At 61.6% G+C, this 22,141-nt stretch carries 14 protein-coding genes; 10 read left to right on the top strand and 4 right to left on the bottom strand.

Features of this window, described 5'->3' with window-relative positions; translation table 11 throughout:
* Positions 1–299: 299 nt before the first annotated feature.
* On the bottom strand, positions 300–2,258 hold the full coding sequence (locus QX071_RS20080; protein WP_315704413.1) for an acyltransferase family protein: 1,959 nt from the start codon (positions 2,256–2,258) through the stop codon (positions 300–302).
* 14 nt (positions 2,259–2,272) lie between these two features.
* Positions 2,273–4,375: a TIGR04372 family glycosyltransferase gene (locus QX071_RS20085; RefSeq protein WP_315704414.1), complete on the bottom strand. Its 2,103-nt coding sequence runs from the start codon at positions 4,373–4,375 to the stop codon at positions 2,273–2,275.
* Between the two features lie 752 nt (positions 4,376–5,127).
* Here QX071_RS20085 and QX071_RS20090 point away from each other — a divergent pair.
* Positions 5,128–7,170, top strand: coding sequence for a TIGR04372 family glycosyltransferase (locus tag QX071_RS20090; protein ID WP_315704415.1), 2,043 nt, complete (start codon positions 5,128–5,130; stop codon positions 7,168–7,170).
* 140 nt (positions 7,171–7,310) lie between these two features.
* Here QX071_RS20090 and QX071_RS20095 read toward each other — a convergent pair whose 3' ends face one another.
* Together QX071_RS20095 and QX071_RS20100 are read right to left on the bottom strand one after the other, a co-directional pair.
* Positions 7,311–9,365, bottom strand: coding sequence for a TIGR04372 family glycosyltransferase (locus tag QX071_RS20095; RefSeq protein WP_315729590.1), 2,055 nt, complete (start codon positions 9,363–9,365; stop codon positions 7,311–7,313).
* 188 nt (positions 9,366–9,553) lie between these two features.
* A complete protein-coding gene (locus tag QX071_RS20100) occupies positions 9,554–9,784 on the bottom strand; it encodes a hypothetical protein (RefSeq protein WP_315704417.1) in 231 nt (76 codons plus the stop codon).
* Positions 9,785–10,394: 610 nt separating this feature from the next.
* Here QX071_RS20100 and QX071_RS20105 point away from each other — a divergent pair.
* The 9 genes from QX071_RS20105 to QX071_RS20145 all read left to right on the top strand — a co-directional run bounded on the left by QX071_RS20105 (position 10,395) and on the right by QX071_RS20145 (position 22,130).
* Positions 10,395–11,600, top strand: a complete 1,206-nt coding sequence (locus QX071_RS20105; protein ID WP_315704418.1) for a class I SAM-dependent methyltransferase — start codon at positions 10,395–10,397, stop codon at positions 11,598–11,600.
* Entirely contained in the window at positions 11,597–12,133 is a 537-nt protein-coding gene (locus QX071_RS20110; protein ID WP_315704419.1) for a WbuC family cupin fold metalloprotein, read from the top strand. The genes QX071_RS20105 and QX071_RS20110 overlap by 4 nt, the downstream gene beginning before the upstream one ends.
* Entirely contained in the window at positions 12,130–12,870 is a 741-nt protein-coding gene (locus QX071_RS20115) for an SDR family oxidoreductase (protein ID WP_315704420.1), read from the top strand. The genes QX071_RS20110 and QX071_RS20115 overlap by 4 nt, the downstream gene beginning before the upstream one ends.
* A gap of 69 nt (positions 12,871–12,939) precedes the next feature.
* Positions 12,940–14,205: a class I SAM-dependent methyltransferase gene (locus QX071_RS20120; protein WP_315704421.1), complete on the top strand. Its 1,266-nt coding sequence runs from the start codon at positions 12,940–12,942 to the stop codon at positions 14,203–14,205.
* Positions 14,206–14,384: 179 nt separating this feature from the next.
* Positions 14,385–15,227 (top strand): ABC transporter permease, encoded by an 843-nt coding sequence (locus tag QX071_RS20125; RefSeq protein ID WP_315704422.1) that lies wholly within the window; start codon positions 14,385–14,387, stop codon positions 15,225–15,227.
* Positions 15,228–15,259: 32 nt separating this feature from the next.
* Positions 15,260–16,009, top strand: coding sequence for an ABC transporter ATP-binding protein (locus tag QX071_RS20130; protein ID WP_315704423.1), 750 nt, complete (start codon positions 15,260–15,262; stop codon positions 16,007–16,009).
* A gap of 39 nt (positions 16,010–16,048) precedes the next feature.
* A complete protein-coding gene (locus QX071_RS20135) occupies positions 16,049–17,116 on the top strand; it encodes a glycosyltransferase family A protein (RefSeq protein ID WP_315704424.1) in 1,068 nt (355 codons plus the stop codon).
* Positions 17,117–17,199: 83 nt separating this feature from the next.
* Complete coding sequence (locus tag QX071_RS20140; RefSeq protein ID WP_315704425.1) at positions 17,200–19,242, top strand: TIGR04372 family glycosyltransferase; 2,043 nt, start codon at positions 17,200–17,202, stop codon at positions 19,240–19,242.
* Between the two features lie 179 nt (positions 19,243–19,421).
* Positions 19,422–22,130, top strand: a complete 2,709-nt coding sequence (locus tag QX071_RS20145; RefSeq protein WP_315704426.1) for an NF038122 family metalloprotease — start codon at positions 19,422–19,424, stop codon at positions 22,128–22,130.
* Positions 22,131–22,141: the final 11 nt, after the last annotated feature.

Here is a 22,141-nt window from a genome sequence, read left to right on the forward strand (position 1 = left end):
GACGCAGATGACGTAGAGCGCAAAGCTTCTAGCCGAGACGTGAGTACTCGCTTTCCGAAGTTCGTGAATCACCCCAGCCCCCACCTTTCACGAACCTCGGAAAGCCACGGGTACTAACAGCAATATGATCTCAATACCGTCTTTCGATCTGAAGTCCCTCAGACGAATTTGCCGCCCATGATGCAGAGGCTTCAGATCGGCGGTAAGGGGAGCCAGAACCGGACCGCGCAAACCATCCAAAACTATCGCGCCTTTCCTTGCTCGATGCACGCACAGCTCCATCGCGAGCCGCAAGACACCTAGCGTCCGAGATCCGGCAAGGCATCCAGCACCTGCCGGGCGACGAAGATCGAAGCGGGATAGGTCAGATGCCCCGAATCGAACGTTGTGATCTCGGACGCGTTCGGCCCGATCCGAGTCAGGCAGCCGTTCTCGTTGCACATCAGCCCGCGAACCGAAACATAGTCAGCCCCCAATCGTCTTGCCTGCGCAGCGAGGAATGCATCGAACGGCTTCGTCCATTCATCGACGGTGCGAAACCAGGTCCGCTCCGGAAGAATGGTCCGGGTCAGGAAATAATAGTCCAGCAGGTTCGCGGGCAGCCCGTCGCCCTGCCAAGTCGGCGGTGGCCCCACGATCACGATGGTCGACACCCCCGCCTCCCTCACGAGCGGAATGGTGCGCTCCAGACCGAGACGGACATCGTCGTCGCTGGCCCTCCATGTGCCATAGAAAATCACCACGTCGGGCTTCAACTCGGTCAGATGCCGCAACACCGCATCGTTCGCGGGCTTGCAGAGCGGCCGTTGGGCATTGACGTAGCCGATCAGCGGGGCGCAGGCCGAGATGGCGAACTCGGCGACGTCGAAGCCGCGCTCGGCGCCGAAATGAGCCAGTCCGGGATATAGCGAGGCGGCATAAGAATCGCCCCACACCGCGACCAGCGGGCGGCGGCCTGCGCCCATGCATTCCGGAGCGAACTCGCTCTGATCGGCCATCAGCAGGCACTTGCCGTTCCGCCAGCGGAACGCAGTCTCGCTGCCGTCGAGCATGAATCCGCGAACTTCGGCCGGGATACGCGCTGGCAAGCCATTGGTCCTGTCGGCCACCACGCCGACGACCCCCAGCGCGATCATGCCGCCAACCAGGCCGCCGACCTTGAGCGGCACCAGCCGTCGCCCGAAACGAATCGGTCGCTCAATGAGCTGGTAGGTGAGCCATGCCAGCATCACGCTGCCGATCAGTATGCTCCACATCACCAAGGGAGCGACACCATCGACGAAGTGGATGCGGGCATAAGCCATCAAGGGGTAATGCCAGAGGTAAAGCGGGTAGCTGATCAGACCGATGAAGACGACCGGCGCGGCCGAGAGGATGTAGCGGTGCGTGTGCGTGCCACTGGTTGCGATCAACGCCGCGGCAGCCAGGACCGGCGCCAACGTGTACCAGCCCGGATGCGGGATCTGGCGGTTATAAAGCCAGAATGCGGCCAGAAGCGTCAGCAAAGCCGCAGCGGCGATCAGCTCCCGCCCGAGCCTGGCCGGGAACGCCGTGGAGAACCCGGCGGTCGCCTGCCGTCCATTGATCCACAACGCGAGCCCCGATCCGACGAGCAGTTCCCAGGCCCGGGTCACCGGCAGATAGAAGGCGTAGTCGGGCGAATATCGTCGCACGATCACGCACGCCAGGAACGATGCCGCAGCAAGTGTGACGGTGATCAGCAAGCTTCTGCTCCGCCGCGAGCCGATCAACATCAGCAGCAACGGCCAGACGATGTAGTACTGCTCCTCGATGCCGAGCGACCACAGATGCAGCAGCGGCTTCTTCTCGGCGGCGAGATCGAAATAGCCGACCTGCCCGAGCAGGACGAAATTCTGCGCGAATATGGCGCCGCCTGCGATGTTGGTGCCCAGTGACTTCAATTCGCGCGGCGGCAGGATGTACCAGGCGATCAGGAAGGTGACCAAGACCACTGTGATCAGTGCCGGAAAGATGCGTCGGATACGACGGGCATAGAAATCGGCAATGCTGAACGTCTTCGACAGCATCTGCTTATGGATGATGCCGGTGATCAGGTAGCCGGAGATCACGAAGAAGATGTCGACGCCGTAGAATCCGCCCGGAACCGAGCCGGGGAAGGCGTGATACAGCAGGACCGGCAGCACCGCTATCGCGCGAAGGCCATCGATGTCCCGGCGATAGCGAAGCGGCGTGGCGTGGGCCTCGTCGGAGGCAAGGATCGAAGGCACGATATTCATCGGCGCGCGAACTCTTAGGAATCAGCCAGCAGCGAAGCGGAATATTTTTCCAGGAAGTAGCGCGAGGGACGCGAACTGCCGAAGAATCCCGGAACATGTACCCGCGTTTCCCAGGCATCATCGACAGGCTGAATGGCCGGACGCCCGGACGAGAGATCGAGAACCTCCTTGGTCGTCTCGAGAATCTCATCGGAGCTGCTTTCGCTTACCGTGAGGCCTGCGCTCCTGACCGTCTCGTAGGTCGGGAATGTCCATCGCCACTGCTCTGACGTGACGTCGCTCAACGACAACATCCGCCCCTCCGCGGTATGGACCGGCTTCAAGGCAAAGCGTGTGTCCTTCGACCATAGCAGCCCGACCGAACTCAGCGCATTGACCATCGCGGTCGGAATCCCGAAGCTGGATGCCACATAGGCAAAGCCGGACGTCGTTCCGATGAACATGCGCGCACGCCGCATCAGGTGGATATCAATTTCCGGCACCTGATCTTCGGAGCGGGCATAGTCGATCACCCGCGGCATTTCGGGCATCGGCGGCGCTTTACGACCGCCCATGCGGATGACCCAACCGCCGATCGACGTGATGTAGCGGACGGTATCGAAATAATTGCCGATGTTCGAACTGCGGATCGATTCACCGACGCCGAGCGTTTCTCCGCGCGCTTCGGCATCACGCATATGCAGACAAACGAACCAATCGTCGGGAGCAAGCCCCCATTTCTCGCGGAGCGATTGATATAGAATCTCGATCCGATCATCAGCCTGCATACGCGCGTCGTAGATGTCACGAAGCGGGAATCCCCTGCCTTCGCGCTCCCATTTCTGAAGGGCCATCGCGCCTGCATCGTTCCAATACACGCAGCGGCCGTCCTGGAATTCGAAGGCCTGATGGGAGTCGCCCAGGAACGGTGTCAAACTCGCAAGCTCGAACCAGACACCGGCAGATACGTTTTCGCCGAGCGTAAGCGTTGGACAGATCTCCGAAAACAAGGAGAGGAACGGCTTGTTGGCAATCCTGTCCTTGTAGGCGAGCAGGACCGGCTGTCCTTTCCACCATCCCATGCTCCGCATCATCAGGTGCACGTTGAGGTGACCGTTATGACCGATCAGTGCGCTCCAGTCCGGGGATAGCAATCTCACATCGCCGAGCTCCGCTCCGATCCCGTCCAGCACGCGCTTCAATTCGGGGGATGGCTTGGGAAGATGACGGCGAAGGCGACGTTGGGTGTCCAGACCACGCCGGTACACAAGGGGCACCTTATCCCCTTCCCCATTGTGGTAGGTTCTGAGCAGGAGTTCGCGATAGGCATAGAACAGATAGACATCGAGACAGAGGGCGCGATCCGGAAAATACGCAGGAAAATGCTCCCAATACTGTCCAGCCTCGTCCAACTTTCCGAGCACGCCGGCCGTATCGGAAAGACCAAGGTCCTTCATCAGACGCTCGATCACCTCCCGGTCGCGAAAGAAATAAGGAATGAATTGCTCGACCGGAACGTCCCTCGGAACTTGATCGAATTCGACGTGCCCCCGAAAAGCGCGCTCCTCGTATTGGAAGTTGCGATGCTCCAACATCAGCCGAACGAATGTACGCAACGAATGCGACCTCTCGGCGGCCCGAGGCCAATCCAAAAAATGCATCTGCGTCAGCAGATCCATCGAGTAACCATCCCCGACCGCACCCGTGGCTTGCAGTGCGATTTCGGCGATCGAATCATCGCTGTCCCACTTCAGCCGGCGGAAAAGGGGCAGCGCTTCTCTCCGGTAGCCGGAGAGCAGGAGATAGAAGGCAACCTCGTTCGGGTATCGTTTCCAAACACGACTGCGAAAGATCCAACTCAGACGGCTGCCGAGAAAGGGACCGCAGAAAAAGACGAAATGCCGGTCCAATGCCGGATGCTGGAAGAAGTGACGAAACAGCATCGTCAGACGAAATCGGGCCCCGAAAGGCAAGAGCGTAAAAGCCAGATTACGCAAAAAATGCCGGGCCGGAACCCGCCTGAGAAGGCCGAGCAGAATGGGATAAAGTCTGCCGAATGTTCGTTCCGCGGGCGTCCGACGGAGGACCAGGGAGCTGTCGACGGACAGGCTCTCGGTCGAGATTGTATCGAGCGGCAATCGCACCTCCAGCGCGTTCACAGAACAGCGAGCAACGATTACTGTGAAGCCCCCACCCGATCAACCCGAATCCGCCCAATATGCCATCGCTCCCGTGTCTGAGAGCCGCCGCCTTTGATAAATGCCTCACGTAACATGAGTTGCGCTTGTATCGAGAACAACGTAACATAGTGACCTGAGATTTCCCTCAGTTTTGCAGAAGCAGCCAGTTTGGGGCGTGCCGCAAGTCCATCCGACTTCAATGAATTCGCTCGCCGGTGTCGTGGGCCTTTCCACGACATTCCGATGTCGCCGCCTTTGCTTGTGTAGCGGTTTCGGCAACAGCGGACAGGCTGACGGCTTGTTCAAGCGCGATGTCATCGAGTGCAATGCCTGCCAATTGGTTCAATTGAGCGAAGCACCGCCGCCGGACTTGCTTGCGCCCCAGGTGCCCCGGATCCGCCACAGCGAGCCGTGGCACAGGACCGTTCGCATCCCCTTTCCTGTTACGGCTGCAAGCGCCCGGACTGGCAGCAGACGCAGTCGCGCTCTATGCTCCTGCCAGGCTCGGGCGCTATCCCCATCCGGAAGCCCGACGGGCCTGTCTCAATGCGAGGCGGTTGGCTACAGAAGCAGCGCTGCACGGAACCTTCGATATCGTCAGGGGCCCTAGAATGTTCTCCGAGTCCATTCATCCCAATCCGCCCGGGCGTTCCGCGCCACGCCTGCGTGATCTCCGACGATCGTTGAAATCGAACCTGGCCGCGCATGCTGTGAAGGCAATCGGCAGGTTTCTCAATGCAGCCGGTCGGGAACGGGCGGAATCTTTGAAGGACCTGATCTTTGCCCTGATGACGTTCAAACAGGCATTCATGGTCACACTCATTTTTCACCGCTATGCGCACCGGAATGAATTTGACCGGCAGTTTCGGTATTTCTGCGGTCCCGACCTGGATAAGGAGATGCAATGGGTGCTCGCCAGCGGCCGCTCGGATCTGTACAGCAATGAGCTGATCCTCTTCCTCCTCATGTGCGAGAAGGAGAAACGCGTTCTGGAGCTGTTTCCCAACATCGATTGGGATCGGGTCGACGACGAGTTCATGGACGCGATCGGCAAGCTGACGAAGAAGCTGACGTCCGGCTATTTCATGGAATTGCTGGCGCAGGCCCACACGATCAATTGGACTGTGCTCCGACCGCAGCACCTCCGCCTGTTTGCCGAGCTGATCAAGATCATGCTGGAGCATCGAACCTTCCGTTTCGAGCAGATGTCCTTCGAAGGAAGGCAACGCGATGCACGCAGAGACGGTGATCCCGAGCTGTTCGAAGCTCCCCTCGACCGCTATGTCCCGGAATTCTTCTGCGACAAAGAACTGATCGAGACCCTCGTCATTCAGCTCGGCCTTCCCAGGCACGACGATATTCTCACCGCACGCGAGGACCGCGGCCAATATTGGGAGCGTTTTCCCGCCGACCATCCGCAGCGGAAGGTGTTGTCGGAAATCAACCTCTTCTACGCCTATCGCAATCTTCTGCTGACAACATATCACAGCGGGGAGGGTTTCCACGTACCGCAGGTCTATATCAAGCTGAGGGAGACGCAGCAGCGGCTGCGCCGTCATCTTCCGGCTCCCAGCCCTCAGCTCAAGGCCATTCTGAAGAAGCTCGACACCGATTTGTCGGACGTCAAGCTTCTCTCTCCGGACTGGAGCGCGTTGATCGGCCACAACGGCCACCTCAACGTTCATCTGATGATGCGGGAGATGGGGTGGTGGCAAGGCCAGCCGATGCTCCTGGCCTACAAGGACCGGATCGCCAACAAGCCGTTCCTATCGTTGTTCTCGGATATCTGTCCAACGCTGACCTTGGGCGAGAACGTCAGCGCCGGAGTGTGGCACGAACTCGCCAGCCTCACGCCGTTCATCGGCGATTCCCATCAGGCATTCCAGTTCGAGGACGGACGGGCCGTGTACTGGAACGATGCCGGATCACTTGCCCTCCAGCAATGGGAAAGCCGGCAACGGACCTTTCCGCTGCGCGACATCTACGATCGCCGCCTGCTCGCCGACGATCGCGTCGAGCAGACTTACCAGGAATATCGGCGCAGATGGGGTATGGCCGACGGCGACTGGTTCGTCTGCCTGCACGTGCGGGATGCCCAGGCGCGGAACGATACCGAGGGTGTCGGCGAATCCATCCGCAACGCCTCGCTCGCGACTTATCTCGATGCGGTACGCCACATCACCGAGTGCGGTGGCTGGGTCGTGCGGATGGGCGGTCGCAGGGTGCCACCATTTCCCATGATGGACCGGGTGATCGACTACGCCCGCAGCGACGATCAGTTTCCGGAAATGGACATCCATCTGATGCGTCGCGCCCGCATGTTCATCGGCACGACCTCCGGCTTTGCCTATGTGGCAAGTAGCTTTGGCATCCCGACGGCTATGGTGAATGCGTTGAGCTCGATCGGTCTGTTGTGGTCGAGGGACACCCGCTTTGCGCTGAAGCCGGTGCACAGGGCGGACGGAACCATGCTTTCGCTAAGCGAGTGGACGTCGGAGCAATATCGCTGGGCTTACCCGACACATGAATCCATGGCGCGTGCTAGACTCGCCGTGGGCGAGAGCAGTTCGGACGAGATTCTGGAAACCGTGCGCGAGGTCCTCGACATCTCCGATCCCCGGCGGAAAGGACCTCCCCCCGGCGTCGACGGCAGCTGGGAGCGTCACGTTCAAGTGCCGGGCTTCTTCGGCAGCTCGCGGCCGAGCAAGTATTTCTTGGAAAAGCATGCACAAAACCTGCTGAGAGAGTCCTGAGGAACAGCGCGATGTATGAAGAACGTCGCGAGGCCGCTCACCATGGCCAACGCCGCTGTGGATAGGCTTGATACGCGCCCCTGCCGGCCCATTCTCCACTATCGACCTTGACGATCAAGGAACGCAGATGGCCGCTGTCGCTATCGAGCTAATGGTCGTGGTATGGCCGCCCGAGGAACATTTGTCGGCGGCGAGGTCAGTCCAGGCGCCAAGAAGGCGTCTTCGTACTTGCAGAGATAGTAATAGCTGATCGTACTCGCGCCATAATAATGTGGCATCGTGAGTTGCTCGTCCCAACGCGACAGGAGACGTTGCGAGTCAGCCTTCGTCGCATGTCTGGATGCCGGATTGACGACCTCCTCGGTGACCGCGCGGATTTCATCGGACGTGTTGTTGAGCGGCTGCGCTCCGTTGCGACGGAGAACGCAGGCGTCGAACAAGCGCCAGCGCCAGGGAGTCGACGTGAGCTGCGCTTGTGTCAGCATCGTTCCGTCCGCCAGGCGCACCGGTTTCAGCGCAAACCGAACGCGGCTGTTCCACAACTGCGCATCCGTCGTGATACAATTGACGAGGGCGCTTGGGATCCCGAAGCTGATCGCGACATTCGTCAATCCCGAGGTCGTGCCAATGAACGCCCTGGCGTTCCGGATAAGACAAATGTCCATCAAATCGGATCGGAAGTCGCTCAACGCATAGTCGATTGCACGGTCGAGCGAGGGAAGTCTGGGTGAATTCGGACCGCCGAGCTTGATCACCCAGCCGCCCCTCCCGGTGATCGCGCGGATCGCATCCAAATAGGTATTGATCGTCGAATTGCGATGCGTCTGGCCGGTCCCATCGACCTCGGAATAATGGGAAGCATCGCGGGCGTGCAGGCACACGTACCAGTCGTCCGGATTCATGCCCCAGGATTCGCGCATCCGCCGAAAATCGTCCTGCACTTTCGGCATCGCTCCGAAGATGCGGTCATACTCGTCGCGCAAGGGATGGCCCCGGACCTCCTTCTCCCATTGCACGATGGCAAGCGCCCCAGCTTCCTGCCACGGCACGATCTCGCCGTTCGGCAGTTGGAACACATTGAAATTCATGCCGTACCAGCGCTGCAGAGACAGGAGTTCTTCGCCGACCGCCTGGGACACGGTTTCCCCGATCACGACGACATCGGCAAAGCGTTCGAACAGCCGAAAAAACGTCCTGTTGGCCACCAGGTTCGGTCGCGCGACGATCAGCGGCTTTCCCGCCCACCACCCCAGGTCACGCATCCGGAACAGGATGTCGAGCATGCCGAGATGACCGATCTGGGCCGTCCATTCCTCCGGAAGGATCCGCAATTGGTCCAGCGGGATCCCCAACCTGCCTAACAAGTGACTGACTTCTGCGGACACGGCCGGCGTTGCCTTGCGCAGTTCCGACTGCGCCGCAAGCGCTCTCGCGAACAGGCGGATGCCGAGATCGCCCCGGCCGACATGGGTCACGCGCTGGCCCGTGAAGTTGCAGAGATCGAATAGCCTGCCCGCGGAGCCGCAAGCGAAGTCGAGAGGATTAGGACGGTAGTTCTGCGCCGGACGCGACGCCATGTTTTGGTGAGGACGCATGTAATCGGGGACACCACGACACGCGACTGACATGCTTTCGATCGCGCCGGCTTCGCTGCCCGCTATGATCTCGATCATGCCTTTGAGAAAGACGAGATGACACTCCAGTTCCGAACCTGATCTCAGAGACAATTGCGAGGTCAGCCGATACGCCTTGTCGAACTCTCCAAGCTCGAAGAGCGAGCGAACCATCATGTTCGCCAAGTCCGGCGAACGGGCTGCCAGCCGATCCTGCACGACCAGATCATAGGCTTCCCGATTGGCCCCAATCCGGACCAAGAGCTCCGCCGACTGCACCGGAAAGCACCATCTCAGTGATCCCGCGAAATGCTGGTCTGGCTTCTTCGCCAGCAGAGAGGCCACATGGACCTGATAGGCTCTTTCGAGCAGGCGACGGCCGCGAAGTTGTCCGATCTCGAAGGAGAATAGGATCAGGAAGGCCAGGCGAGGCGGCAGAAGGTTCAGAAGGCTGGCAGCCCAAGCGTTCAGGATGCGCGCCCATCGCTGCGCCTGCAGCAGGGCCAGCTCTCTCGAACGCACAAGTCCGGCCGGCAAATCCTCTGGTGCGGGGAACAGCTCGACGATTCCGCGTCTACGCATTAGGCCCAGCAGATCAAACGACGCTTTGAAGCGCTGCATCGATACCCCAACTCCGCCTCACACGGCGCCATGTCCGCGTTCTGAAACCCACGCGGCCTGCGACAGACCAGGAGAAAGGCTATGCTGTTCGTATCCAGAACCTCTCGAATTGACGGCCAGCAACACAGGCGGCCTATCTGTTAGAACCGTCAAGTCAACCCACGACCAATGATCGTGATGACCCCATGAACCCATTCGGCGATCGGCAAGAGCCCTGCCTTGTCGACAATCAGCAGAATTGTGGACCACAAAGCCAGCCACTCGAGCACGATCCGGCCAAGCCCCACCGAACTGAAGACGAAAGCCGTAAATCCCGCCAGCACGGAGTTGAGGAACCCTGCGCCGGCCGCAAGAAGAACAAAGAAGAAGACCGTACTCACGCAGATGATGCGCAAGATCGACCTTAGGACTTGAACCATATCTTTCACACCGGTGCCCCCCTCTTACCAACGTCAAATTATGTAACGAAACAGTTGTCGGTAAACGCTCCCAAGTATCGTGTGCAGCATCTCACCTAAACGGATGTACGATCTGAATCGGGAAAGCTCCGAGTCGCCGGTCCGATTCGGGACAAGCTCATGCGAGCGTGATTTTCGCATCGGGCCATTACGGTGCAACCCAAAAGTGAGTTCCTTCGTGCAGCGAATTCGACGTCCGCGTCCCCTCGCCGCGGCACTTCTATCCGCTCATTTCGATCCGAAGCTGCACCAGCTGCTGTTCCCAGGCCGCCAACATTCGCCGAATGGCATTCCAGAAGGGGCAAATCTTGGCTATCAGCGAGCACTCGCGCGAAGTTCATAGACGACGCGGATTTCTGTCCTACCTACACACCCGTTCGCGTCTGTTGCAGGCCGAATATTTTACGTTGTATTGTTCCCAAGTACACTGCTATTGCGGTTGCCTGCGGATGGCAACATCCTTTGCGCGGCCGGCGCCCTGGATACAGTGGCGACCGAGCCAGTCTTTTTGTTCGAGCAATCCAGCTGAACCATGCCCACCCGATCATCGTCCAGCTGCCGACTGTGCGGTCAGCCGATCACCACGCAGGCGCTTTCGTTCAGCGCCCTCCCAGTCTGCAACCGGTTCACGCCTGACGGCCGCGTCGAACACCGGATGACACTCGACATCGTCGAATGCGACACCTGCCGGCTCGTCCAGCTCCGCGAGGCCCCGCCCTCAGATACGCTGGTCCCGACGGTTCCCTGGATCCGATACCGCGAGCCGGAAGGCCATCTCGATGTATTGGCCGGCGAACTGCTCGCGCTGCGGCCTGAGGCCCGCAACGTCCTCGGCACCGGTCCGTTCGAGCAACCCCTGTTGTCGCGGCTCGGTGCACGCGGTCTCGCCGCAAGCGCGCTGGCGCTCGACCTTCCCGCCGTCGAAGGCCGTTTTCCTTATCTGGAAAGCTGGCAGGCCATGCTCAACGGTTCCGACCTCGCAGCTCGCGCGGCGCAGCTCGGCACCTTCGACATCGTCTCCTGCCGCTACATCCTCGAACACGCGCCGGAACCGGTTCGCGCACTCCAGGCGCTGAAGCAGCTGCTTTCCAACAATGGGCTGCTGCTGATCGAAGTCCCGGACAGCAGCAAGTTCGTGGCCGCTCGCGACTACTGCTTCCTGTGGGAAGAGCACAGCAGCTATTTCGTCGAGGAAACTCTGCGCGACCTGGCCGCGGTCAGCGGCTATCGGGTGGCGGCCCTGCTGCGCTACCCGGGGGTGCTGGAGGATGCCTTGGTGGCCGTCCTGGAGAGAGCGGATACGGCCGCCCTGCCGCCAGCAGCCCGCGGCCCCTCCGCCCTGTTTCAGGTCTACCGTGACAATTTTGCAACCACCCGGGCGCAGCTGCGCAGCAGGCTGTCCGCCTTTGCTGGTCCGGACCGGACCGGCATCGCCCTGTTCGGCATCGGCCATCACGCCATCATGTTCGTCAACGCCTTCGGCCTCGCCGACCTGATCGCGCTGGCGGTCGACGATGATGCGGATAAGTCCGGCTTTTTCCCCCCAGGCTTCCACAGGCCTGTGGTAGGCTCCGAACGGCTGCTGGCCGACGAACGGATCAAGCTGTGCCTGTTTGCGGTCGCTCCGCATATCGAAGGCAAGGTGCGCGACAAGCTCGCCCCTCTTGCCGCCAGGGGCGTGCAATTCCGCTCGATCTACGCCGCGCTCGACAATTCGATCCTGAAGGACCCCGCATGACGCTCGTCCAGAAATCCCCCGAGGTCTTCCTCGCCGAGGGCCCGATTGCCGCCGTGGGGCCGGCCGAGATCGAGACGCTGAAGGCCGCAGTCAAGGCCAGCCCGAAGCGGCGGGCGCGGATCAATGCGCACCCGGACGGCGAAGACACGCTGCATGAGATGATCATCGCGATCGACGCCAGCTCCTACATCCGGCCGCACAAGCACCCCGGCAAGAGCGAGGCCTTCCACATCGTGGAGGGCGAGGTCGACATCGTCGTATTCCGCGACGACGGCGAGATCGACCGCGTCGTCGAACTCGGCGCCCCCGGTGGCCGCCGGCCGTTCTATTACCGGATGTCGAATGCGTTCTTCCACACCCTGATCATCCGCAGCGATCTTCTGGTCGTGCACGAGATCACCAACGGTCCGTTCCGCCCTGGCGCGTCGGTGTTCGCCGATTTCGCGCCCGAAGACAGAGACACCGCCAAGGCTGCGACCTATCAGGCCGAGCTGGTCCGGCGGGTCGCGGCCCTGCAGGACGCCGCGGCATGACCCCGCATGCCGTCGTCGTCGGCGGCACCCGGGGTCTTGGCCGGGTGGTGGTCGAACGTTTCTTGGCCCGCGGCTGCGCGGTCAGCGTGGTGTCGCGGCAGCGCCCCGCGGACTTTCCCGATCAGGCCGGACTGCGCCACTTCCCTGCCGACCTGGAACGCAGCGAGGGCTTCGCCGGGTTGTGGGACCGGGTCGCCGAGGCCGGTGGCCCCATTCGCTATCTGGTGTTGAGCCAGCGCTTCCGCGGCCAGGGCGACCCCTGGGCCGGCGAGATCCAGGTCGGCCTCACCGCATCGCGCGACCTGATCGAGGGCTTCGCCAGGCATTTTGCCGATGCGGGAGACCGCGGAATCGGCGTGGTCAGCTCGGTCTATGCCGAATTCGTCGGCAGCTCGCAGCCGGTCGGCTACCACGTGGTGAAGGGCGGCCTCAATGCGATGGTCCGCCATTATGCCGCAACCCTCGGCCGGCGCGGCATCCGCGTCAACGCCATCATGCCGCTGACCTATCTGAAGCGCGAATCGCGGGTATTTTACGAGCAGAACGAAAAGCTGATGGACACCTATCGCCGGCTGGTGCCGCTCGGCCGGCTCGGCACGGCCGAAGAATGCGCCGATGCGCTCGATTTCCTCTGCAGCGAGCGCGCCTCCTTTATCAACGGGCAAAGCCTGTTTCTGGACGGCGGGGTCTCCACAGTCTGGCAAGAAGAGGTCGCCAAGAGCTTCGCGGGCCTGTAAAAGCGGCCGCGATTTTGCTTCGGCCGACCGTCCCTTGCCTCTCAAGGGATCGCCAACCAAGGACACGACATGCAGCACGTCAAGCACAAGACCGATTGCCGCCTGTGCGGCTCGACCCAGCTCGAACATGTGCTGCCGATCAGGCCCTCAGCGATCGGCGACGCCTTCGTCACCGCCGAACGGCTGAGCGAGAAGCAGGATCTGTATCCGCTCGACTGCTACCTCTGCCTCGACTGCGGCCACCTGCAGAATCTCGACGTCGTCGATCCCGACATCCTGTTCCGCGACTACACTTATCGCACTTCGGTCTCGTTGGGCCTGGTCGAGCATTTCAAGCGCTATGCGCAATCGGTGGTTTCGACACTCGGCATCCCCAAGGGCAGCCTCGTGGCCGAGATGGGCAGCAATGACGGCTCGCTCCTGAAAGCGTTCAAGAACGAAGGCATGCGGGTCCAGGGCGTGGACCCCGCGCGCGACATCGCCGCGGCCGCCACCGCCGACGGCATCCCGACGATTCCCGACTTCTTCACCAGCGCACTGGCTGCCAAGATCAAGTCCGACCAGGGCGAGGCTAAGCTGTTCTGCGCCAACAACGTATTCGCGCATATCGACAACATGTCGGATGTGGTGAAGGGCATCCGCCTGCTGCTTGCCGACGACGGCGCCTTCGTGTTCGAGGTCTCCTACATCGTCGACATGATCGACAACATGGTGTTCGACACCATCTATCACGAGCACGTCTCCCATCACGCGCTGATCCCGCTCGAGACCTTCCTGAACAAGCACGACATGACGCTGTTCCAAGTCGAGCGTACCGCGACCAAGGGCGGTTCGATCCGCGCCTTCGCGCAGCCGAAATCGACCGGCAAGCGCCCGCGCTCGGCGGAGCTGTCGAAGCTGATCGCCGAGGAAGAGCGGCGCGGCATCACCAAGCCCAAGATCTACCAGGACTGGTTTGCGGCGATCGAGCAGTGCAAGCGCAGGACGCTGGCCTATCTCGACAAGGCGATCGCCGAGGGCAAGCTGGTCGCAGCCTATGGCGCCTCGACCACCACGACCACCCTGCTCTACCACTTCGAGCTGGAAAGCCGCGTCAAGTTCATCGTCGACGACAATCCGCTCAAGCAGGGCCGCTACAGCCCGGGCGCCCATATTCCGGTGCTGCCTTCGACAGAGCTTGCGACCAGAAAGCCCGATATCGTCGTCATTCTCGCCTGGATCTACGCCGACCCGATCCTGAAGCGGAACCAGGCCTATCTGGAGGCCGGCGGCCGTTTCCTGGTGCCCCTGCCGGAGCCGCGGGTCGTCGAGGCATCCGGCTCGGTCGCGATCTGAACCGCTTGGCAAGCGCTGCGCCCCCCGGGCCGCCGCGCTTGCGCACGCTTCGCGGAACGGTTGACAGTCTCTCCGGAACATGGTCCAGCAAGCGCCGTGGCAGCGCCGCCGGCGAGACTCCGGGTTTGGCATTTTCGCCCGGCCAGCCAAAGACTTACGACACTTGACGAGGTAGCAGGATGACCTCCGTGACCGATGGACAGGTCGAACGGTTTGTGGTCGCGGAAAGGCCGCGCTTTTCCTGGGCGCGCTGCCGCGCCGATATTGCCCCTATCGTGACCCGTCACGTCACCTGGCGGGCGCTCGCCATGGGCGACATCCGCTCCAAATACCGCCGAACCCTGCTGGGACCGTGGTGGATCACGGCCACCAACGCGATCACGGCGCTGATCATGGGCACGGTCGCCGGCCGCTTCCTCGGCGCTGACATGAAGACCTACCTTCCGCACTTCATGATCAGCATCACCATCTGGAATTTCATTTCCTCCTCGCTCAGCGAGGCCTGCTACACGATGATCAATGCCGGCGGCATGATCAAGGCAGTGGATATGCCGATCGTGATCCACGTGATGCGCATGGTTCAGCGCAACCTGATCATCTTCCTGCACAACATCGCCATCATCCCATTCATTTGGCTCGTCTTCCCGTGGTCGATCGGCTTTGCGAGCCTGCTCAGCGTGTTCGGGCTGGCGCTGGTCTACGTCTTCATCGTCAGCGCATCGATCATCGTTTCCATGATCTGCGTGCGCTATCGCGATGTGCCCCCGGTGATGGCCGCCGTGCTGCAACTTCTGTTCTTCATCTCACCGATCATCTGGGAGCCATCGCGAATCCAAGGCGGCGATCTGATCGTCGGGATCAACCCGATCGCCTACCTGCTGGCGATCACCCGCGATCCCCTGATGGGCACCGTCCCGAGCCTGACCAGCTGGGCCGGCGCCGTTGGATTCATCGCTGTACTGACCGGTGCCATGGTCTACATCTACACGCGCTATCGCGCGCGCGTCGTCTACTGGGCCTGACCCGCCCGCGAGGATTGTTGGACTCGTCTATCATGACCTTGATTGAAGCCAAGAATATCGGCATCGAGTTTCCGGTGGCACCGCCGAACGCGCGTTCGTTCCGCCACCTCGCCATCAAGGCCGCCTCGCGGGTCGGCGGCAAGGTGTCGAAGAACGAAGGTTCGTTTCAGTTCGTGCAGGCCCTCGACGACATCAGCTTTACCCTGAAGCAGGGCGATCGTCTCGGGCTGGTCGGCCATAATGGCGCCGGCAAGACCACCCTGATCCGAGTGCTGGCCGGAATCTATGAGCCGACGCGAGGATCGTTACGCGTCGTCGGCCGCAATGTCCCGATGTTCGATATCGGGCTCGGCATGGACGAGGAGGCATCCGGCTACGAAAACATTCGCACTCGCGGGCTCATCCTCGGCCTCAGCCCGGAAGAGATCGAGGAGCGCGTGCCGGAGATCGTCGAATTTGCGGAGCTCGGCGACTATCTCGAACTGCCGATTCGCACCTATTCCTCCGGCATGCTGCTGCGGCTGGTCTTTTCGATCGCCGTCTCCATCCACGGCGATATCATCCTGATGGATGAGTGGATCGCAGTGGGCGATGCGCAGTTCCGGAAGAAGACGCATGAGCGGCTGCAGGACATGACGATGCGCTCCGGCATCGTGGTACTGGCTTCGCACGATCACAGCCTGTTGCGCGACACATGCAATCTCGGCCTCTATCTCGAGGGCGGACGGCCGCGCGCCTTCGGGGCACTCGAAGACGTGTTGAAGGAGCTGCCGGCTGCCTGAGCAGTCCAACGCCTGAACGATGCGGCGGGATGTGACGTGATGACCACCAGGACTGCATCGCTGTCGCCTCCGCGCGTCATGCTCGTCGTTCCAAATTACAATCACGCGCGATATCTGCCGGAATCCCTCGGCAGCATCGCCAGACAGACCCGGGCTCCCGATCGCGTCCTGATTATCGACGACTGTTCGACCGATGACAGCATCGCCGTCATCTCGCGATTCCTGGTGGACAATCCGACCTGGCAGCTCATTCGGCACCAGACGAATCAGGGTGTGGTGCGTGGCCAGAACGAAGCCCTGGCCATTGCGGATACCGACTGGATCGGTTTTCTCGGCGCCGATGATGCCCTGCATCCGAGCTATCTGGAGAAAGCGCTGGCGCAGGCAACGCGCTTCCCCGAGGCCGGCCTGATCTGCGCCTGCTGCGAAATCATCGGGCCTACAGGAGCGTCGGATGCCCGCATGCTGCGGCCGATCATGCTGCCGGCGCCGCAATCGACGATGCTGCAGCCGGCTGACGTCCGGCGCATTCTGCTCGCGGGTGACAATTATTTCTCCGGCACCGTGTCGCTTTACCGGCGCGAGGCGCTGCAAGCACTCGGCGGCTTCGACGTCAGCCTCGGCTCCTTCTCCGACGCGTTCCTCGCGCGCCGGCTCGCCCTCACCTATGGCTTCTATTTCATCGCGGAGATCCTCGGCTACTGGCGGATCCATGGCCAGAACTACTCGACGGCTACCGCAACCGATCCGACTGCTCTGGAAACCAAGCTGGCCGAGATCAGCGCCCGCATCTCCGACAGCATTCTGTTCCCGCCCGGCTACGGCGCGCTGTTCGCGCGCCGCAATCGCTTTGGCGCGGTACGGATGGTGCTGGGGACGGATGCGCCTGCGTCTGCCAAGGCGGCGCATGCGGCCGCCCTGCTCGATGGCGGCCCGTTTGATGCGCATCTGCTGCGGCTTCTGCTCGGCTTGGGCTCTCCCGGCCGCCTCGCCGCGTTGGCTTGGGCCACGCTCCGGACCCGACCGATGTCGCTGATGCGCCTGCTCGCCCAACGCGCGAGGCGCAGTGCGATCGTCGCGGCAACGCCGGCCTATCGTGCCCCATGACCGCGCGGGCCCCCATCGGCACTCTCCGGCATCGCCTCACCAGGCTCCAAACGAGCCACGCCGCCGCCGAGCCAGGCCCGGTCATGCCAAGTTCGCCCGCTCAGACCGACGAGAGACAAGGCAGACGATCGACCAAAGCTTGGCTGACGGGGCTTGCCTTTCGCTTCTACGGCTTTCTGAGCGCACGCCGGCGGCAATTGCTGCCGCTCACGATTCGTGCGGCCAACGTCATCGATCGCAGGATGATCGCGGCACCTGCAGGCCCAGCCCTTTTGCGCTTCACGGAGCACAGGCTGGCGCGTGGCTCTCGGGTGGGCACGATCGCCGCACGGCTGATTCTCATAGCGCTGGCGGGCGCGGCCCAGATGCACCTTGCGGCCAGCCGCAAGCCGAGCGCGCTGCGCGCGGTGCGGCTGCTCAACCTGATCTTCCGCGCCCAGGTCCGCGCGCGGCGCGGCCTCGGTACCCAGGCCTATTTCACAACGCTCGCGCTCTGCAGCGCCTACGACCGCATCGTCCGCGAGGTCCCGCATGTGGAGGAGATCGACAGCTTTGCGATCAATTTCGCCGTCGGCGTCGCACACATGTACCGCGGTAATTATCCGGTCGCGGAGCATTTCCTGAAGCGAGCGGCGGCCTCGGGCGACAGCAACGCCCTGCGCAAGCTCGGCTGCGTTTATGTGCTAATGCACGATCATGCGAGCGCGGCCGAATGCTTCGCCGCGTCGGTGAAGCGCGATCCCCACTCGGTCATGGCGCATCAAAACTATGCGGGCGGCTATGATCCATCGGCTTACACGCCAAGCACCTGGGAGCTACAGCATGCCGGCGAGCTCCTGATCTATGACAATCTGATCCAGCTCGGCGAAAACTTCTATCATCAGGGCCGCTACGAGGACACCTTCCGCTGCTATCAAGCCGCGCTCGACCATCAGGACACGCTGGCTCAGAGGTGGTCGATTCCGGACGAACTCCTGGAGCGGATCAAGGGCGTAAGCATCAACTTCAAGCCCAACCTGCCGGTGCGACTGCTCGGCTACGAGTGGGTGACCTTGATCGGCCATATCGGCTTCATCGACTGCCATCTGCGTATGGCCGAGCTCGGCATCGTGCCGGCAGCCAATTACGTGCTGCTGGCGCCTCCGGCGAAAGTCATCAATCAAGCGTTCCTAAGCCTGTTCGCCCCGCATCTGACGATCATCGAAGATCCCGCGCTGGTCGATGACCTGCTTCCCTATCAGCGTCTGGTCGGCGATCAGTTCATCGCAGTGCGGGGCGAAGATGGTCTCGCCGAGCCTTGGGCGCATGCGGCGGCGCGTGCTCAGGTCGCCTGGGCGGAACAGCGGCGCGCTCCAATTGTCACAGTCCCGCAACACCTTCGCGAGGCAGGTCGTGCCAAGCTGCGCAGCGCCGGTGTCACCGCCGACTGGTTCGTTGCGATGCACATCCGCGAGGGCGGCTATCACGGCGACGGACCCGGCACCACACGACAGCATCGTTCAGCCAATGTCGGCGATTATCTGGAGGCCATCGGCCACATCACCTCGCGCGGTGGTGCGGTGGTCAGGCTCGGCGACCGCAGCATGACGCCGCTGCGCGGCCTGCCCGGCGTGTTCGACTATGCCCATAGCGACATCAAATCGGCCGAGATGGATCTTTTTCTCTGTGCGGAGGCACGCCTGTTCGTCGGGACCACCTCAGGCCTCACCACTGCTGTGCAGGCGCTCGGCACACCGATGCTGCTCGTCAACTGCATCTCCAATGACTGCCAGTTCTGGCACGAGAAGACGGATTTCACCCTGCGGCCGGTCTACGACCGCCGGGCGCGACGTTATCTCTCGCTGCGGGAGACCTATCGTCAGCCGTTGCAGGCGCTCCTGATCGATACGGGCGTGCTGGCACGGCACGGGCTTGAGATCCACGCCAACCGACCCGAGGACATCACCGCCGCCGTCCGTTACAAGCTTGATTGTCTGGACGGAAGCACGCGGCCCTTGCGCGAGGGCGGCGCGCTGCTCGATCGGTATCTCGTTACACTTGCCGACAATCCCTACAATTTCGGCGCTGCACTTCCGGTGCCGGCCTTCCTCGCGCGGATACCGGAGTTGCTGGACCCAATCGGCTAAATCCGCATAATCGGCCGGGTGGGGATCAGGGGTGAGAACCAGACTTTAATTTCTCGAAAAGACTCTCCCTCTGGTAGGTAAGGGCACGACGGTGCGATTTATTTTGCTTCACCCGTGATCGTCGGGCGCAAATGCGCCCTCATCATGCGTGAGCTTTGCGAGCATCTGGAACCAGAGCGATGACGGGGCTGACTTCTGCAGACAACAGCACGGCCGACATGCCTCCAAGCACGCCGGTCAACCTTCCGGAAGAGGCCGTCCAGGCTCAGCCTGCGCAAGGCAGTTTCGGCGGTATCGGTTCCGTGGTTGCCGTCACATCCGGCGGATTGACCATCAATCTGCTTTTCGATGCGGCCGCGATGGCTGCTCCTGCCGCGTTCCGCGCCGGAATCCAGCAGGCGGCCGCGATCCTGAGTTCAACCATTTCCGACCACATCACGGTCAATCTCAAGATCGATTACAGCGGCACTGGTGGCGGCGCGGGTGCGACCCCAGACGTCGGGCAGTGGCAGACCTATTCGAACGTCCGAGCCAATCTAATCAATAATGCAAGTCTCGGAGATACGACGTTCAACGCACTGCCATCAGGATCGACCTTCCAAGGGCAATCCTACGTTGCAGTTTGGAACTCGCAGCTGAAGCTGTGGGGAGTTCTTGGCGCCAACGACACAACGACGGACGACGGCAGCGCCACCTTCGCCACCGATATTGATCCGAACCTTCTCGTCGGCGTCGCACTGCATGAGCTGACCCATGCGTTCGGCCGCGTGCCCTACGGATCGCAGCCTGACATTTTCGATTTCTATCGGTTTTCGAGCCCAGGCGTGGCGCTGCTCACGGGCGGCGCAACCGCTTCGCCGGCCTATTTTTCCCTCGACGGCGGCTACACCAAGCTTGCCGACTATGGTCAGAACTCCGACGCGAGCGACTTCCTCAACAGTGGCGTGCAGGGCCCAAACGACCCGTTCAACGAGTTCTACACGGGCAGCACCCTGCAGATGCTGACCGCGGTCGACCTGAAGCAATTGGACGCGCTGGGATTTCATCTCACCTCCGCTACGCCGGTGACGATCGAATCCTTCGGGTCAACCAGCTTGCTGCAGTCCAGCTTTGGCTATTTCCTCAATCCTGTCGCCGGCGGCACCGGACCTCAGCTTAAGTTCGGCGGCAGTGCCTTGGCCCCAGGGCAACTGGGTGGTTGGACACCGATCGGCGCGGAAATTACGGGCAGCGGCTACCAGATCGCATGGAAGATGGCCGGCGCCGACCTTTATACGATCTGGAATACCGACAGTAATGGCAACTACACGGGCAATGCGATTGGCGCAGTTGCGGGTGGCAGCGCTGCTCTGGAAGGATTCGAGACCAGCCTCCATCAGGATCTAAACGGTGACGGCATCATTGGCGTTACGACGACCGTGATCGAATCCTTGGGGTCGACGAGTCTCGTTCAAGTGGCCAATGGCTATTTCCTCGATCCGGTCGCCGGTGGCGCCGGACCGCAGTTGAAATTCGGCGGGGCCAACTTGGTGGTCGGCCAGCTTGGTGGCTGGACTCCGATCGCCGCCGAGACGACGGGTAGCGGCTATCAGATTGCATGGAAGATGGCCGGCGCCGATCTCTATACGGTCTGGAACACCGACTCCAACGGCAATTACATCGGCAATGCGATAGGTGCTGTCCCGGGCGGCGACAGTGGGCTCGAGGCGCTGGAGACGACGTTTCATCAAGACCTCAATGGCGACGGCACCATCGGGGTAGTCAGCACCGTGATCGAGGCTCTGGGCTCAACAAGCTTGGTACAGGCGGGCTCGAACTATCTTCTTGACCCGGTCGGCGGCGGCAGCGGTCCGCAGATCAAGTTCGGCGGGTCCGTGCTCTTGGCTGGGCAGCTAGGTGGATGGATGCCCATCGGCGCCGAGATCACAAGCAGCGGCTACGAGGTCGCCTGGAAATTTCAGGGCTCGGATCTTTATACCGTCTGGAACACCGATAGCAGCGGCGCATACACCGGCAATGCGATCGGCGCTGTCAGTGGAAGCAACGCGTCTTTAGAGGCGTTGGAAATCAGCTTCCATCAGGATCTGAATGGCGATGGCGTTATTGGCATTCCAACCACCGTCATCGAAAGCCTTGGTGCAACGAGCCTCGTCCAATCAGGCACGACATATTTTCTGAACCCCGTCGGCGGCGGCACCGGCCCGCAGATCAAATTTGGCGGTTCTGCCGTGGTCGTTGGCCAAATGGGCGGCTGGATGCCGATCGGCGCAGAAGCTGCTGGCAGCGGCTATCAAGTCGCTTGGAAGATGACGGGCGCAGATCTGTATACCGTCTGGAACACGGACAGCAGCGGAAATTACGTTAGCAACGCCATCGGCGCAGTGCCCGGAGGCACCGCTTCGCTGGAAACGCTGGAGACGAGCTTCCAGCAAGATCTCAATGGCGACGGCACGATCGGGATCCCCGCCCATACTGTCATGGCCGCCGTGCAATCGGCAGCAGCTGCTTCCCCTGGCGCCGCACTGCCGTTCGTGCAACCTGTCGCTCAGGATAATTTCCATTTCGCAGGCGATGGCGCAAGCGGCGCGCTTGAATACGGGACAGCAGCATCCGGGCCGACGATCAGCGGCAGTGCTCCCCAGAACTCCATCTCTGCAGCAGTGTTTGCATCCCTTCCGACTCCCGCGCATTTCGGCCAGATCGCCGAATTTAATTTTGCCTCCACGGGCAATCCGACCATGTCAGCGACTCAGCCGGCCCCACTTCCGACCCTTAGCCACGACATGGCGATCGCGGTGATATCGCATGCGGTGCATGACGCGATCACGATCGAACCGATGACGACAGCAGAACTGCTCGCGCATTTCTCGAATTTCCATTTGCTCTGAGCGGGCCGATC

The organism is Bradyrhizobium sp. SZCCHNS1022 (assembly GCF_032484835.1).
Lineage (GTDB): Bacteria > Pseudomonadota > Alphaproteobacteria > Rhizobiales > Xanthobacteraceae > Bradyrhizobium.